A 15,943-nucleotide genomic window follows, 5' to 3' on the forward strand; every position below is an offset into this window, starting at 1 on the left:
GATCGCGCGGCGGCGCGTGCCGCGCCTTGTCCCGCGCGGCACGCACCCCCGTCACACCACCTGCGACAGAATCTCCAGCGCCGCCTCATGCTGCGCGTGCCCGGCTGCGGCAATCACCCGGCCACCGTGATGCGCGGGGCCACCCTGCCAGTTGGTGACAATGCCGCCCGCCGCCTCGATCACCGCAATCGGCGCCTGAATGTCATACGGCGCAAGCCCGGCCTCGATCACCAGATCAACATGCCCTGCCGCAACCAGAGAATAGGCATAGCAATCAAGCCCATAGCGCGTCAACTTCGCGTGGCTCGCAACGTCGGCAAAGCCTGCCGCCTCAGCCGGGCTGCCCAATTCCGGGAATGTGGTAAAGACGATCGCCTCGGACAAGGACCGCGCGCCCAGCACCCGTAAATCCCGTGTGCCCATCGGCCCGACCATCCGCGCCGCGCCCCAACCGCCCTCAAACCGCTCGCCGATATAGGGTTGGTCGATGATGCCGTAAATCGGGCCGCTCGCATCGGACACCGCGATCAACACGCCCCAGGTCGGAGACCCGGACATGAACGCCCGCGTGCCGTCGATCGGATCAAGCACCCAGGTCAGGCCGCTCGTGCCCTCAACCGCGCCATATTCTTCACCAAGGATTCCATCCTGCGGACGCAATCGCCCCAGAACCTCGCGCATCGCCCGTTCGGTTGCGCGGTCGCCCTCTGTCACCGGATCAAACCGCCCTTCCGGCAGCTTGTTCTCGGCCGTCAGATCGGCACTGCGAAAAAACGGCAGGACAGCCCCGCGCGCAGCATCTGCCACCGCATGGGCTGTCCTGACGATATCTGTCTTATCCATTCCGGCCCGCCTTTCCTACCGCATGCGCAGAGGGATAGCCCTTGGGCCGGTCAGGCTCAAGCCACCTCGCTCAACACCCGAGCAAGGTCAAACAGGCGGCGGCGCTGGTTCTCTGGAATGGCGTAATAAGACCGCACCAGATCGAGCGCTTCCTTGTCTCCCATCAGGTCGGCACGCGCCGGATCGCTTTTCTCGCGCTCCACGCCGCCATCCTGTTCCAGCCCCTCAAAGAAAAAGCTGATCGTCACATCAAGTGATTCTGCGATATCCCAGAGCCGTGACGCGCTGACACGGTTCGCGCCGGTTTCGTACTTCTGAATCTGTTGAAATTTAATTCCCACACTCTCGGCCAGCTGCTGCTGGGTCATTCCCACCAGCCAGCGGCGGTGGCGAATGCGTTTTCCGACGTGCACATCTACGGGGTGCGGCATTGAATGTTCCTTTTTACCTACTCTGAGATTTACCGTAATTCTGACAAACCGGGACTTGAATCTCGGAAATCACGCCACGCATCCCAGCGGCGTGTGTCAGAACTTATCAAGATGGTGTTAAAATTCAAGAAATATCGCTATCCAATTGCGTGACCTATACGAAAGAAACTCAATCTAAGCGGGCGCCTACCCAATTGCACAGGGTAAAGACGGTCACGCCTCCTGAAACCTCAGGCGATTTGACAGCCCGAATCGAATTCGTCTAACCAACCCACTTAGACTTACCTCGCAACGCCAGAATCACAAGGGTCCGACATGCGCGCTTATCAGATCCCCGCCCGAGGCGCAGAACCAGCCCTGACCACCCTCCCCCGCCCGCTCCCGAAATCGGGCGAACTCGCCCTGCGAATCGCCGCCTGCGGGCTCAACTTCGCGGATCTCTTGATGATAAAGGGCGCGTATCAGGACACGCCAGAGCCACCCTTCACCCTCGGAATGGAGGTGGCCGGCACGGTCGAGGCGCTCGGGCCCGACACGCGCGGCCCCGCTCCCGGCACCCGCGTCGCGGTCTTCGCCGGTCAGGGCGGGTTGGCGGAGTATGGCTGCTTTCCGGCCGCCCGCGCCGTGCCTCTGCCCGACAGCATGACCTTTGCCGACGCGGCGGCCTTTCAGGTGGCCTATGGCACCAGCCATGTCGCACTGGATCACAAGGCGCATCTGCAACCGGGCGAGACCCTGCTCGTTCTGGGGGCCGCCGGGGGCGTGGGTCTGACCGCAGTTGAGATCGGCAAGCAAATGGGCGCGCGTGTCATCGCCTGCGCGCGCGGCGCAGACAAACTCGCCGTGGCGAAACGCGCCGGGGCCGACCACCTGATCGACGCCGCGACTCAGGACATCCGCGAGACGTGCCGCGCCTTGGGAGGCGTCGACGTGGTCTATGACCCGGTCGGTGGCGATCACTTCAAGGCCGCCTTTCGCGCCTGCAACCCCGAGGCGCGCATTCTCACCATCGGCTTTGCCTCTGGCGAGGTGCCCCAAATCCCCGCAAATCACCTCTTGGTCAAGAATATCAGCGTGATGGGCCTCTACTGGGGCGGCTATCTCAAATTCCGTCCCGAGGTGGTGACAAACAGCCTCGCGACACTCTTTGACTGGTACGCGCAGGGGCTCCTGCGCCCGCATGTCTCGCACCTGCTGCCGCTTGAACAGACCGCAGAGGCGCTCGATCTGCTGCGCACGCGCAAATCCACCGGCAAGGTCGTCATCACACTGGACTGAGAACCGGCGGCGTCAGCGCCCCGAATCCCTGCCGCAGCATCCGCATCAAGGCACACCGCACCTCGTCGCCGCCCGCACGCGCATAGAGATTGATCTTCTGCACCCCAAGCTCAGGCAGAGCCCCACCGGGATGGATCGCCTCGAGATGCGGCGGCATACTGTCCTCCAGCAACGCGCCGACCGCCAGATCGGCGCTCACCAACGCCTCAACCGCGCGGTCATCCTCAGAATCCACCGCCATCTCCCAATCGATGCCTGCCGCCTCCAGTTTGCGCAGCACCATCGGCCGGAAAATGCATTGACGACAAAACGCCAGCCGCAGCGGGCGACGTTTCCACGACACACCCGCCGGCGCCCCCGTCCAGCGCAGCATCATTTCGGTCAGCGTCTCCCCCCCCTCGCCCAGGACTTCTTCGGTGGTCAGGATCACATCCACCTCACCCCGCGCCAAGGCTTCGCGCAGCTTGATCGTGCTCGATGAGCGCAGGTTCACCTTGACCCGCGGATAGGCGGCGTTGAACTGCTTGAGAACCCGTGGCACCACCGGATAGACGATGTCATGCGGCACCCCAAGCGCGAGTTCCCCTTCAAAAATCTCTTCGGTCAAGCGTCCCACGACCTCATCATTGAGATCGAGCATCCGCCGCGCATACCCTACCAATTGCTCGCCCGAGGCAGTCAGCGAAACCCGCCGATTGGCCCGGTCAAACAGCGTCAGGTCCAGCATCTCTTCGAGCCGCTTGATTTGCATCGACACCGCCGATTGCGTGAGGTTCAACGCGGTCGCCGCCCGCGTCACGCCGCCTTGATCGGCGACCGCGACCAAAGAGCGCAATGTCGTGATATCCAGATTTCGCATTCATCACAGTCCTTGATGATATGATAATCAAACATTCATTTTCAAAATTGAACCAATCGTGGCAAAAGATCAATATCAGAAATGCAAACCCGCCCTCACATCACCAAAGGGAAAGGAAAAAACCATGACCTTTCACAGTAACACCCCCGCCCTTCGCGCCGCCTTCCCCGGATTGAGCCTGCGGTTTGCGGATATGCTGGCGGTTTGGCATCAGCGCCGCGCCCTGCGTTACCTCGACGACGCAGCCCTTCGGGACATTGGCCTGACCCGCGAGGCGGCCTTGCGCGAAGCAGAGCGCGCCTTCTGGGATTTGCCCCGTCGCCTGCATTGCTGAGCAGGGCTGCTCTGACCCCGAAGACAGGTTTGACACGGCCGTGCAGGATCGGACCAGACCCCGAAATTGCACGGCTTCGACCCACAGCGTCAGGTCAAAACCACGTCGCACAACACCCGGAAACACCCCCGCCAACCACCCACCGCCAGTCCCCCGCAGAAAACCTGTCGGAAACAGTCATAAACGCTTGAAATGTGGGGGGTGGCACCCGATATTACTGGCAATGTCCCGGAACCGGGACGGCCATTCACATATCGGAGGGTTACATGGCAGAGTTTAACACGATCCGGACGGCGACGGGCACGCGCACCGCCCAGATTGACGCGGGCCTGCGCGCGCATATGAACAAGGTCTACGGCACGATGTCCGTTGGCATGCTCATCACTGCGTTGGCGGCATGGGCCATCGCGGGGCTTGCCGTGACAACCGATCCCTCGGCTGCGGCCGCCCAATTGCCCAACGGCACGATGCTGTCGGGCCTCGGTGCCGCCCTTTACCTCTCGCCGCTCAAATGGGTGGTGATGCTGGCCCCGCTCGCCTTCATCTTTCTCGGCTGGGGCGCGCTCCTGCGGCGCGGCTCCGCTGCCGCCGTTCAGCTTGGCTTCTTCGCCTTTGCGGCGCTGATCGGCATCTCGATGAGCTCGATCTTTCTGGTTTTCACCAGCTTCTCGATCGCGCAGACCTTCATCGTGACCGCCATCGCCTTCGCGGGCCTGTCGCTCTATGGCTACACCACGAAAAAAGACATCTCCGGCTGGGGATCGTTCCTCATCATGGGCGTGATCGGTCTCATCGTGGTCATGGTGATCAACATCTTCCTGCAGAGCCCGGCTGTGATGTTCGCCATTTCCGCCATCGGCCTTTTGATCTTCGCGGGCCTCACCGCCTTTTACACGCAGGAAATCAAGAGCACCTATGTGGCACATGCCGCTCAGGGTGATCAGGAATGGCTGGACAAGGCCGCGTATGACGGGGCGCTGAACCTCTACATCAGCTTCCTCAACATGTTCCAGTTCCTCCTCATGTTCATGGGGCAACAGGAATAACAGCGGTCGCTTCCGCGAAACCATCCTACCAGAACCCGCCGGTCAATCCACCGGCGGGTTTTTTCATGTCCGAACCCAGCCTGTGACACAGATCAAGGCCATCTAGACACGTCACCGTTACTATGAGGTTAAAGAAACATCATAGAAAGTGTGCCCAATGCTGCGCCTTGGCCTCATCCTGCATCTCTTCATCGGCTCCACCCTGTCCGGCTCGGCTGTCATAGCCGCCCTCACCATGGGATATGACACGTTGTATCCCATCCTGATCGCCGCCCTTCTGGGATTTTTCGCGGCCTTTCCGGTGACCTATCTCGTCACCAAAAAGCTCTACGAGCTGCGCTAGGTCCGGATCGTACGGTTTGACCGCACAACCGTACGACTCACCCCAGCCATGTCCGCACCGCCGCCTCGAACTCGCGCGGCTTCTCGGCATGCAGCCAATGACCCGCGCCGGGGATCTTGGCGAACTGCGCCGCTGGAAACAGCGCCTTGATCCGGTCGCGGTGCTCACGCGTGACATAGGGCGACTCCGCCCCGGTCAGAAACATCACCTTTCCCTCGTAAGCGCCTGATATATCAGGAAACCCAAGGATTTTCGGCATCTCGCGCGCCAGCGTGTCGAGGTTCAGCAACCACCGTTTTTCCGCCACATCCAGCGCCTGAAGAAAGAACGGCACCAAGGCGGGATTATCCACCCTGCCTTGCAATTGCGTCGCCGCATCCGAACGTCGCTCGACACGGGTCAGATCGACCGATTTCATCGCCTCGATATACTGCATCTGGCTATGCCCATAGGCGATAGGCGCTATATCTGCCACGATCAGCCGGTTCACCAGTGCCGGTTGCGTCACCGCCAACACCATCGCCGCCTTGCCGCCCATGGAATGACCCAGCACATCATATGGCCCCGTCAGGCCCTCGATCACCTCAGCCAGATCACCCGCCATATCCTGATAGGAATGCGTTTCAAACCAAGGGCTTGACCCATGATTCCTCATGTCAACCGCGACCACATGACGGCTGTCCGACAGCCGCTTGGCGATCACACCCCAATTGCGCGCCGACCCATAGAGCCCGTGCACAATCACCAATCCCGGACGCTCTGTTGGCGTGCCATGTTCAATCAGGTTCAACATACCCTTGAATACCGCCCTCTCAGCCCGGATTCCAGCCCTATTGCTTGCACGGCGCAGACCCATTAAACTACATCAAAAGGAACACCCAAGTGATTGATACGGAACAATTTCAAGGGAAAGTCTCCGAGCTTCAAAAGGCTCTGAGCGACAAGATGCGCCTGCGTGGCCCCTCGCTTGAGCGTCAGTTGCGTCACGCCGGACGGCGCTTGCCCCGCCGCCCGCGCCGCGCCGCAGCGGTCATTTTGGGCGCACAGGATTGGATGGCCCACCCCAAACTCGCCCGCGTCCTCGACATGGCACAGGTCAATGCCGCCTTCACTGACTTGCACAGCCATCTCGACGGGCTCAATCCCGAAGAGGCGCGCAAAACCGCCATTCTCCGCCTCGTGGGCGGGATGCTACTGAATCTGATGGTTCTCGCCGGGTTGATCTACGCCCTGCTCCGCTGGCAGAATGTGATTTAAGAACCGCCTTCAAATACCTGAATTTCAAATAAAAACCCCGCGCAAACCAGAGTTCACGCGGGGCAGTATCGTGACCCGGATTCAGAGATTCGGATAAATCGGGAACCGCTTGCAGAGCGCCTCGACCTCGGCCTTCACCTTGGCTTCGACCGCGGCATTGCCCTCGGCGCCATTGGCCGCCAGCCCATCGACCACCTCGATGATCCAATCCGCGATCTGCCGGAATTCCGCCTCGCCAAAACCGCGCGTCGTTCCCGCCGGAGAGCCAAGCCGTATCCCACTGGTTACAGTGGGTTTTTCCGGATCAAACGGCACGCCATTCTTGTTGCAGGTGATATGCGCCCGGCCCAATGCCTTTTCGGTGTCATTGCCTTTCACGCCTTTGGGCCGCAGGTCCACCAGCAACACATGCGTGTCGGTGCCATGCGTCACCGTGTCCAGACCGCCCTTGATCAACTGATCCGACAGCGCCTGCGCATTACGGATAACCTGTTGAATATACGCCTTGAATTCGGGGCGCAGCGCCTCGCCAAAGGCCACCGCCTTGGCCGCAATCACATGCATCAGTGGCCCGCCCTGAATACCGGGGAAGATCGCCGAGTTGAATTTCTTGGCCAGCGCCTCGTCATTGGTCAGGATCATGCCACCGCGCGGCCCGCGCAGCGTCTTATGCGTCGTTGTCGTGGCCACATGCGCATGCGGGAACGGGCTCGGATGCTCTTTCGCGGCCACCAGACCGGCAAAATGTGCCATATCCACAAGCAGATAGGCCCCAACGCTATCGGCAATCTCGCGCATCCGGGCAAAGTTGATCTGCCGCGGAATGGCCGAACCACCCGCGATGATCAGCTTGGGCTGGTGCTCGGTCGCCAGCGCCTGCACCTGATCGTAGTCAATCAGGTTGTCCTGCTTGCGCACCCCGTATTGAATGGCGTTGAACCATTTGCCCGACTGGTTCGGTGCCGCACCGTGGGTCAGGTGCCCGCCCGCATCAAGGCTCATGCCAAGGATCGTATCACCCGGCTGCAAGAGGGCAGTGAACACGCCCTGATTGGCCTGAGAGCCGGAATTCGGCTGGACGTTGGCAAAGCTACAGCCAAACAGCTCACAAGCCCGCTCAATCGCCAGATTTTCCGCGATATCAACATATTGGCAGCCGCCATAATAGCGTTTGCCGGGATATCCTTCGGCGTATTTGTTGGTCATCACGCTGCCCTGCGCTTCCATCACGGCGGCAGAAACGATGTTCTCAGACGCGATCAGCTCGATCTCGTCTCGCTGCCGACCCAGCTCAGAGCGGATCGCGCCAAAGAGTTCGGGATCGCGCGACGACAGGGATTCGGTGAAAAAGCCTTGATCTGCAACAGGCTGGTGTCCGTCATGGGGCATTTGGGCAACTCCAAAAATTGGTGAATTGGTCATTTTCCTAAAGGAAACTCGTCCGGTTTGAAAGAATGTAAAGCGACGATTTCACCTGTATCACCGGCATGGCTGGTCTTGGCGGGGGAATTGTGGTTCGATCCGCCGCACGCCATCGCCTTTTGGAAACAGGACCGCCCATGAACCGCAAGATCGCCTTTGTCGCCAGCGAGATGCCCATCGCCCAGACGGCACGCGCCACGCTTGCAGGCCGATTTGGACAGGTTCCCGAGGTCGAGGCGGATGTGATCGTGGCGCTTGGCGGCGATGGGTTCATGCTGCACACATTGCACCGCACGCAGGCGCTCGACATTCCGGTCTACGGGATGAATCGCGGCACCGTCGGGTTTTTGATGAATGAATACAGTGAGACAGACTTGATCGACCGCCTCGTCGCCGCTGCGGAAGAGGTGATCAACCCCCTCTCCATGCGCGCCGAATCCCGCGATGGCGCCCTGCACGAGGCGCTGGCGATCAACGAGGTCTCGCTCCTGCGCGCAGGCCCTCAAGCTGCCAAATTGCGCATCACCATCGACGGGCGGCTGCGTCTGGAGGAACTCGTTTGCGACGGCGCGCTCGTCGCCACGCCGGCCGGGTCTACCGCCTACAACTACAGCGCCCATGGCCCGATCCTGCCCATCGGCTCGGATGTGCTGGCGCTGACGGCGGTGGCCGCTTTCCGCCCACGCCGTTGGCGCGGCGCGCTCCTGCCCAAGACGGCATTGGTCCGTTTTGACGTGGTCGATCCGGACAAGCGACCGGTGATGGCCGATGCCGACAGCCGCTGGGTGGAGAACGTACTCTGGGTCGAAATCCGCTCCGAAACCAGAATCAAACATCGCATTCTCTTCGATCCCGGACATGGGCTGGAAGAGCGGCTTCTGCGAGAGCAGTTTACATAATTCGATATTTTGATGGCAAAAGGCCGCAAAATATCTCCATAGAGTTATAAAAAAGCGATCAATAGATCCCGATCCACTGAAACGACAAATCGGCCTGATGATCCCGCCCATAGGCCACCGCAGCAAGACTCTTCACCGCCTCGGCACGCGGCACATCCCTTAACATCGCCCCAGAGGCGCGAAAGGCCGTAAAGGGCACACGCACCTCTTGCCAGGCCGGACCACTTGGGATCGGCGCCTGATAATACTGCCACGGCAACATCGTGCCCCGCGTGCGCAGATGGATGAAATAGCCCTCGCCATTCCCCCTGACGCGCACCACGACACCCTGCGCGCCGTCGGGCAAGGCGGTCTCCAGTTCGCCGCGCACCTGAATGAACCCGCCCCGGTTGGCGGTGCTCACCTCTCCCGTAAGCCGCACATAACGCGCACCCTCCGGGCCTAGAACCTCTGCGCGCCCCGTCGATACGCCACCCATCACCTGATCGCTGAAATAGCGCCAACTGTCCGCCGGGGGTGGGGTGTAGTCCAGCATGCCATCCTCCTGCGCCACGCCCGGCCCGGCCATAAGCCATATCAGGACCGCCATAATCCGTTTCATTCCGCCGTCTCCGCCGCTTGCGCCAAGGCTGCAGGATCGCAGAGCACAATCCCCTGGCCCTGCCGCTCGATCAGCCCGACCTGCTCCCACTCGCGGATCTGACGGTTCACACTTTCCCGCGACAGGCCCACCAGATCCCCCAGATCAGATTGCGAAAACCGCTCGGCCAACCGGAGCTTGCCCCCCGGCAGCACCTCGCCCCATTTCTCCGAAAGGTGCAACAAGAGCCGCGCCAGACGGGCCTGCCCGTCCGCCAGCATATGCGCCGTATACATGCCAGAGGTCTCGCGGAGCCTCCGACAGAGCATGCCGATCACATCAATCGCCGCGTCCGGGTGATCCTGCAAAAGCTGCAACACCTGCGGCCGCGCCAGAACCCGCCCCCGGACCCCGGTTGCCGCCACCGCGTCAGCGCTGCGCGGCCCACCGTCCAGCGCCGCCAATTCCCCCAGCATATCCCCCGGTCCCAAATGCGTCAGGATCGACCGCCGTCCCTCTAGAGAGCTTCGGCTGATCTCGACCCGACCCTTTGTGATCAGCATCATCGAGGTGTCATCAGCCCCGGTGGTATAGATCATCTGACCGCGTTTGAACTCCACCGCCCGGCCATGCCGCTCCAGAAGCCCAACCAGCCCCTCCGTCGCCTGCCTTTGTTCGGCTTTCGAAATCATCTACGCGACCTCTCTTTTTTACGCACTGTGAGATGCATCACAGCAGCTAGGCGCAATCCCTGTAATACAGTGAATGTGTCTCGCGTGTAGGGGTGTCCCAAGCCCTTTTCATATCGCAATCCCTTACCCTTTTGGCGGGACGCACCGGTCTAGTGCCGCCTGATCTTCATGTCGGGCAATTTTTGACCGGTCTCGCTGTCTGGCCTAGCGTTTGTGAGTGCGCCGCGCCAGACAGCATTTCTTCCAGATGTCCCTTCTGGGGGATGAGGGTTCCGGCTTCCTCCGGAACCCTCTTGTTTTTCGCCGCATTATTTTGCCAAACCAATGCTTTGCAAGGCGCTCTTGATCTCATCGAGAATGATGGGGTCGTCGATCGTTGCTGGCATCTTATAGTCTTGGCCATCCGCGATCTTGACCATGATACCGCGCAGGATCTTGCCTGAACGGGTCTTGGGCAAACGCTCCACCACAACCGCGAGCTTGAAGGCCGCCACCGGCCCGATCTGATCCCGAACCCGCGTCACCACTTCGCGGACCACCTCGGCACGGTCCCGGTCCGATCCGGTGTTCAGGCAGAGAAATCCCACAGGCGCCTGACCCTTGAGCGCATCCGCAGCCCCGATCACAGCACATTCGGCCACATCGGGGTGCCCGGCCAGAACCTCCTCCATCGCCCCAGTGCTCAGACGATGCCCCGCCACGTTGATCACGTCATCGGTGCGCGCCATGATCCAGAGGTATCCATCCTCGTCCTTCATCCCGGCATCGCCGGTCTCGTAATAGCCGGGAAAGGTGGTGAGATAGGATCTGCGATACCGGCCTTCGGCATTCCACAGCGTCGGCAATGTCCCCGGCGGCAGCGGCAATTTCACCGCAATGGCCCCCAAGGCGCCAGGTGCCACCTCATGTCCGCCCTCGTCCAGAATGCACACATCATAGCCCGGCATCGCCACCGTCGGCGATCCGATCTTGACCGGCAGCGCCTGCATCCCCGCAGGATTCCCCGCAATCGCCCAGCCGGTCTCAGTCTGCCACCAATGGTCATAGACCGGCACCTGCATCACCTTCTGCGCCCATTCGATGGTATCGGGATCCGCCCGCTCCCCTGCCAGATAGAGCGCGCGCAACTGCGAAATGTCGTAGTTCCCGATCAATTCCCCCTTGGGATCATCGCGCTTGATCGCCCGGAGCGCTGTCGGCGCGGTAAAGAAACTGCGTACCTTATGCTCGGAAATCACCCGCCAGAACGTGCCGGCATCCGGCGTGCCCACCGGCTTGCCCTCGAACACGATGGTCGTGTTGCCATGGATGAGCGGCCCGTAACAGATATAGCTGTGCCCCACGACCCAGCCCACATCGGACGCGGCCCAGAACACCTCACCGGGATTCACGTTATAGATGTTCTTCATCGACCAGTTGAGCGCCACCAGATGCCCCGCCGTGGCCCGCACCACGCCCTTGGGCGCGCCTGTGGTGCCAGAGGTATAAAGGATATACGCCGGATGATCACCCGATACCGGCACACAGTCCGCAGGCTCCACACCGTACTGGAACGCGTGCCAGTCGTAATCGCGCCCTTCGATCAGCTTGGCCACCTCTTCCTCGCGCTGGAAAATCACGCAAAAGTCAGGCTTGTGCTTGGCCTGTTCAATCGCCCCATCGAGGAGTGGCTTGTAATGCACCACCCGCCCCGGTTCGATCCCGCAAGAGGCGCCGATAATGGCTTTGGGCGTGCAATCGTCGATCCGCACCGCCAATTCATGCGCGGCAAACCCGCCGAACACCACAGAATGCACCGCGCCCAGCCGCGCGCAAGCCAGCATCGCCTCCAATGCCTCGGGCACCATCGGCATATAGATGATGACGCGGTCGCCCTTCTCCACCCCCCGGGCCCGCAGCGCCCCGGCCAGCCGCGCCACGCGGCTGCGCAATTGCGAATAGTTGATCTTTTGCTTGATGCCCGTAACCGGGCTGTCATGGATGATCGCGGTCTGCGCGCCACGCCCCGCCGCCACATGCCGGTCAACGGCATTCCAGCAAGCGTTGACCTCGGCGTCCTTGTACCACTCATAGATCGGGGCCGCCTCGTCAAACAGCGCCTTGCTGGGCTTCTTCACCCAATCAATCGCCTCCGCCGCCTCCATCCAAAAGCCTTCAGGATCTGCAAGCGACCGCTCGTAAACCTCAGTGTATCCCATGGTATCCTCCTCCGATCCGTTGGATATGTGTTAGGGATCACCCTGCCTTGGAGCAAGCATCATGCAGGGGCACGGGACAGAAGGCCGCAGAAATTTTGCAGAATAGACAAAAGCCGCCCTGCAAATTTTTGCAAAGCGGCTTATTCTGTTCAGCTTGACATAAAGTGATGCCATCTTTGCAAACCTGCAAAGATTTTATCTGCAAACCCTGATTCTACCCGTAATGCGCCACCGGCGTCCCCGCGATGGCCGCCATGTTGAGCAAGCCCCGCGCGGTGATCGACGGCGTCACGATATGCGCCCGGTTGCCCATCCCCATAAGGATCGGTCCCACTTCCAGCCCCCCGGCCTTCATCTTGAGGATATTGCGCACGCCCGACGCGGCATCGGCATAGGCAAAGATCAGCACGTTTGCCGCCCCCTGCATCCGGTTGCCCGGCAAAAGACGCTCGCGCAGATCGGGGTCAAGCGCCGCATCAATCGTCATTTCGCCTTCATAGACGAAATCACGCGGAGCCTCATCCAAGAGCGCAATCGCCTGCCGCAACCGTTCTGCCCCCTCATCCGGCTGATTGCCGAATAGGGACTGCGAACAGAACGCCACCTTGGGCGCGATCCCAAACCGCCGCACATGCCGCGCCGCACCAATCGCGGTCTCGGCAAGTTGCGCCGCGTTCGGCGTCACCCGCACATGGGTATCGGCAATGAACAGCGGTCCATCTTCGAGGATCATCATGCTTAACGCACCATGCGGACGACGGCTTTCGTCCTGCAGCACCTGATTGACATATTTCATATGCCAGCGGAATTCCCCAAAGGTGCCACAGATCAGGCTATCGGCCTCATTGCGATGGACCATCACCGCGCCAATCGCCGTGGTGTTGGTGCGCATGATCGCCCGCGCCAGATCGGGCGTCACCCCTTTGCGCGCCATGAGCCCATGATAGGTCTCCCAGTAATCGCGATACCGCGGGTCGTCCTGCGGGTTGACGATATTGAAATCCCGCTCGGGACGGATTGACAGCCCCGCCCGCTCACACCGCCGCGCAATCACCTCAGGACGCCCGATCAGGATCGGCTGTTCCGTGGTTTCCTCCAGAATCGCCTGCGCCGCGCGCAAGACCCGCTCATCCTCGCCCTCGGCAAAGACAATGCGGCGCGACGCTGTGGACGCCGCCTGAAACACCGGCCGCATCAGAAGCGCCGATTTAAACTTGCTGGCGTCCAGCCCCGCTTTATAGGCCTCCAGATCCGCCATCGGCCGCGCCGCCACGCCGCTCTCCATCGCCGCCCGCGCCACAGCGGTCGAAACAACACCCGACAGGCGCGGATCAAACGGCTTGGGGATCAGGTAATCCGCGCCGAATGTCATCTGCTCGCCATGATAGGCCGCCGCCGCCTCGGCACTGGTCGAGGCGCGCGCCAATTCGGCGATCCCCTGCACACAGGCCACCTGCATCGCGTCATTGATCTCGGTCGCGCCCACGTCGAGCGCGCCTCGGAAAATAAACGGGAAACACAGCACGTTATTCACCTGATTGGGGAAATCCGACCGCCCCGTGGCAATGATCGCATCCGGCACCGCCGCGCGCGCCAGATCGGGCATGATCTCGGGGTTCGGGTTGGCCAGAGCAAAAACGATCGGCCGCTTGGCCATTGCCTTAACCATCTCGGGCGTCATGATATTGGGCCCCGACAGCCCAAGGAACAGATCTGCCCCGCCAATCACCTCGCCCAGCGTCCGCAGGTCCGTCACCTGCGCAAAGGCCGCCTTTTCCGGGTTCATCTCGATCTCGCGGCCCACATGCACCACCCCATGCACATCGCAGAGCCAGATATTCTCACGCTTCACACCCAATTTCAGCAGCATGTTGAGACAGGCAATGCCCGCAGCCCCGCCGCCGGTCGAGACCACTTTGATCTCTTCAAATGTCTTGCCCGCTACATGCAGCGCATTCGTGGCCGCCGCGCCCACCACAATGGCCGTGCCATGCTGATCGTCATGGAACACGGGGATATTCATCCGCTCGCGGCAAATTCGTTCAACGATGAAACAATCCGGCGCCTTGATGTCCTCCAGATTGATCGCGCCAAAGGTCGGCTCCAGCGCGCAGACAATTGCCGCCAGCTTTTCCGGGTCACTCTCGTTCACTTCGATGTCAAAGCAGTCGATATTGGCGAATTTCTTGAACAGAACCGCCTTACCCTCCATCACCGGCTTGGACGCCAACGCCCCGATATTGCCCAAACCCAACACCGCAGAGCCATTGGTTACCACCGCCACCAGATTGCCGCGCGTGGTATAGAGCGAGGCCGCCGCCGGATCGGCCTTGATCTCCAGACAGGCCTCCGCCACGCCGGGACTATAGGCGCGCGACAGATCGCGGCCATTGGCCATCGGTTTCGTCGCCCGGATCTCCAGTTTGCCGGGCCGGGGCAGCGCGTGATAATCCAGCGCCGCCTGACGGGTGGCTTCCTTGTGGCTGTCGGTCATGGTCCTCATCTCCCTGCGGATAAAAATAGTTTAATGTTAAACTACCGCTACGGCATGCTCATACCATGCCCCCGTTATTTTTCAAGCCCGAGCTTGCACCGCCGCACCGGGCCGCGCAATCCCGATTGCGCACCGCAAACCACAGCGTTGCCCTTGGGCGCGTTTTCTGGAATGACGGACACCACCGCAGCACAAGAGGCCCGCCATGTTTCCGAATCTCACCATCGTCGATCATCCGCTCGTGCAGCACAAGCTGACCTTGATGCGGCAAAAGGAAACCTCGACGGCCGTCTTCCGCCAACTCCTGCGCGAGATCAGCCAGCTTCTCGCCTATGAGATCACCCGCGAATTGCCGATGACCACCCGTGCCATCGACACGCCGCTGATGGAAATGGACGCGCCGGTCCTTGCTGGGCGCAAACTGGCGCTCATCTCGATCCTGCGCGCCGGCAATGGCCTGCTTGACGGCATGTTGGAACTGATCCCCTCCGCCCGCGTCGGCTTTGTCGGCCTCTACCGTGACGAGGCCACGCTTCAGCCCGTCAAATACTACTTCAAAGTGCCCGAGCAGCTTGGCGAACGTCTCTCGATCGTGGTTGATCCGATGCTGGCCACCGGCAATTCCTCTGCCGCCGCCGTGACCATGCTCAAAGAGGCAGGCGCCCGCGACATCCGCTTTCTCTGCCTTCTCGCCGCTCCCGAAGGCGTGGCGCGCATGCAAGAGGCGCATCCCGACGTGCCAGTCGTCACCGCAGCACTCGACAAGCGCCTGAATGACAAGGGTTATATTCTGCCCGGACTAGGGGATGCGGGTGACCGCATGTTTGGCACTAAATAAGCCAATCACTGTTTACTAAATCGCAAAAATAAGGCAACCTGCCCTGAATTGACCTTGGGGGCAAAATGAGATTTCACCGACTTGCCATGCTGGCCTCGACCGTCGCCCTGCTTGGCGCGGGCGATCTATCCGCGCAGACCCTTCGCACCGCTTCGGAACCCGCAGAATTCCCCCCGTCCAGCTATCAGGGGCGGCAATATGTCGACAGCGCCGGGTGTGTCTATGTCCGCGCGGGCGTTGCGGGCAATGTCACATGGGTGCCACGCGTGACCCGCGGTCGCGATCAGCTCTGCGGCTTCCAGCCCAGCCTCGCCCCCAGCGTTCAGGCAGCCGCCCCGGCGCCTGCTCAACCCGTGGTGCAGGCCGCACCCCGCCCGCAACCCACGGCCCCCGCCCAAGCCGCCCCTGTGCCTCGCGCCGCCGCCGCGG

At 61.2% G+C, this 15,943-nt stretch carries 16 protein-coding genes and 1 pseudogene; 8 read left to right on the plus strand and 9 right to left on the minus strand.

Annotated features, from left to right (window positions below; all coding sequences use genetic code 11):
- Positions 1-51: 51 nt before the first annotated feature.
- Together VR71_RS13280 and VR71_RS13285 are read right to left on the minus strand one after the other, a co-directional pair.
- Positions 52-843 carry an inositol monophosphatase family protein gene (locus VR71_RS13280; protein ID WP_045684675.1) on the minus strand — a complete coding sequence of 264 codons (792 nt, stop codon included), beginning with the start codon at positions 841-843 and terminating at the stop codon, positions 52-54.
- A gap of 56 nt (positions 844-899) precedes the next feature.
- Entirely contained in the window at positions 900-1,274 is a 375-nt protein-coding gene (locus tag VR71_RS13285; protein ID WP_009818187.1) for a helix-turn-helix transcriptional regulator, read from the minus strand.
- 315 nt (positions 1,275-1,589) lie between these two features.
- Between VR71_RS13285 and VR71_RS13290 the strand changes: the two genes are divergently transcribed.
- Positions 1,590-2,552, plus strand: a complete 963-nt coding sequence (locus tag VR71_RS13290) for an NADPH:quinone oxidoreductase family protein (RefSeq protein WP_045684678.1) — start codon at positions 1,590-1,592, stop codon at positions 2,550-2,552.
- On the opposite strand, the gene VR71_RS13295 is transcribed toward VR71_RS13290, so the two are convergent.
- The gene (locus VR71_RS13295) at positions 2,539-3,411 is read right to left on the minus strand and encodes a LysR family transcriptional regulator (protein ID WP_045684680.1); all 873 of its coding nucleotides are present in this window, start codon (positions 3,409-3,411) and stop codon (positions 2,539-2,541) included. The two genes, VR71_RS13290 and VR71_RS13295, sit on opposite strands and share 14 nt — an antisense overlap.
- A gap of 124 nt (positions 3,412-3,535) precedes the next feature.
- Between VR71_RS13295 and VR71_RS13300 the strand changes: the two genes are divergently transcribed.
- The 3 genes from VR71_RS13300 (at position 3,536) to VR71_RS13310 (ending at position 5,134) form a co-directional block, all read left to right on the plus strand.
- Positions 3,536-3,745 (plus strand): DUF1127 domain-containing protein, encoded by a 210-nt coding sequence (locus VR71_RS13300; RefSeq protein ID WP_045684702.1) that lies wholly within the window; start codon positions 3,536-3,538, stop codon positions 3,743-3,745.
- 266 nt (positions 3,746-4,011) lie between these two features.
- Positions 4,012-4,791, plus strand: a complete 780-nt coding sequence (locus tag VR71_RS13305; RefSeq protein ID WP_009818183.1) for a Bax inhibitor-1/YccA family protein — start codon at positions 4,012-4,014, stop codon at positions 4,789-4,791.
- Between the two features lie 157 nt (positions 4,792-4,948).
- A complete protein-coding gene (locus VR71_RS13310; protein ID WP_045684682.1) occupies positions 4,949-5,134 on the plus strand; it encodes a hypothetical protein in 186 nt (61 codons plus the stop codon).
- A 37-nt stretch (positions 5,135-5,171) separates the two neighbouring features.
- Here VR71_RS13310 and VR71_RS13315 read toward each other — a convergent pair whose 3' ends face one another.
- Positions 5,172-5,927, minus strand: coding sequence for an alpha/beta fold hydrolase (locus VR71_RS13315; protein ID WP_045684685.1), 756 nt, complete (start codon positions 5,925-5,927; stop codon positions 5,172-5,174).
- Positions 5,928-6,016: 89 nt separating this feature from the next.
- Here VR71_RS13315 and VR71_RS13320 point away from each other — a divergent pair, with 89 nt between their 5' ends.
- Positions 6,017-6,391 carry a hypothetical protein gene (locus VR71_RS13320; protein ID WP_045684687.1) on the plus strand — a complete coding sequence of 125 codons (375 nt, stop codon included), beginning with the start codon at positions 6,017-6,019 and terminating at the stop codon, positions 6,389-6,391.
- Between the two features lie 81 nt (positions 6,392-6,472).
- Here the strand turns inward: VR71_RS13320 and glyA are convergent, their stop codons facing one another.
- Positions 6,473-7,780: a serine hydroxymethyltransferase gene (gene glyA, locus VR71_RS13325; RefSeq protein ID WP_045684689.1), complete on the minus strand. Its 1,308-nt coding sequence runs from the start codon at positions 7,778-7,780 to the stop codon at positions 6,473-6,475.
- Positions 7,781-7,950: 170 nt separating this feature from the next.
- On the opposite strand from glyA, the gene VR71_RS13330 reads away from it, so the two are divergent.
- Positions 7,951-8,712, plus strand: coding sequence for an NAD kinase (locus VR71_RS13330; RefSeq protein ID WP_045684691.1), 762 nt, complete (start codon positions 7,951-7,953; stop codon positions 8,710-8,712).
- A gap of 58 nt (positions 8,713-8,770) precedes the next feature.
- On the opposite strand, the gene VR71_RS13335 is transcribed toward VR71_RS13330, so the two are convergent.
- The 4 genes from VR71_RS13335 to VR71_RS13350 all read right to left on the minus strand — a co-directional run bounded on the left by VR71_RS13335 (position 8,771) and on the right by VR71_RS13350 (position 14,676).
- Positions 8,771-9,313: a CIA30 family protein gene (locus VR71_RS13335; protein ID WP_009818177.1), complete on the minus strand. Its 543-nt coding sequence runs from the start codon at positions 9,311-9,313 to the stop codon at positions 8,771-8,773.
- Positions 9,310-9,984, minus strand: a complete 675-nt coding sequence (locus VR71_RS13340) for a Crp/Fnr family transcriptional regulator (protein ID WP_009818176.1) — start codon at positions 9,982-9,984, stop codon at positions 9,310-9,312. The genes VR71_RS13335 and VR71_RS13340 overlap by 4 nt, the downstream gene beginning before the upstream one ends.
- A gap of 308 nt (positions 9,985-10,292) precedes the next feature.
- Positions 10,293-12,182 (minus strand): propionate-CoA ligase PrpE, encoded by a 1,890-nt coding sequence (gene prpE / locus VR71_RS13345; RefSeq protein WP_045684695.1) that lies wholly within the window; start codon positions 12,180-12,182, stop codon positions 10,293-10,295.
- A 214-nt stretch (positions 12,183-12,396) separates the two neighbouring features.
- A complete protein-coding gene (locus VR71_RS13350) occupies positions 12,397-14,676 on the minus strand; it encodes an NADP-dependent malic enzyme (protein WP_045684697.1) in 2,280 nt (759 codons plus the stop codon).
- Positions 14,677-14,881: 205 nt separating this feature from the next.
- On the opposite strand from VR71_RS13350, the gene upp reads away from it, so the two are divergent.
- Entirely contained in the window at positions 14,882-15,514 is a 633-nt protein-coding gene (upp, locus tag VR71_RS13355) for a uracil phosphoribosyltransferase (RefSeq protein WP_009818173.1), read from the plus strand.
- An 86-nt stretch (positions 15,515-15,600) separates the two neighbouring features.
- Positions 15,601-15,943 (plus strand): annotated as a pseudogene (locus VR71_RS13360) (hypothetical protein); the annotation flags it as partial.

The sequence above is a fragment of the Roseovarius sp. BRH_c41 genome (assembly GCF_000961715.1).
Classification (GTDB): Bacteria; Pseudomonadota; Alphaproteobacteria; order Rhodobacterales; family Rhodobacteraceae; genus Roseovarius.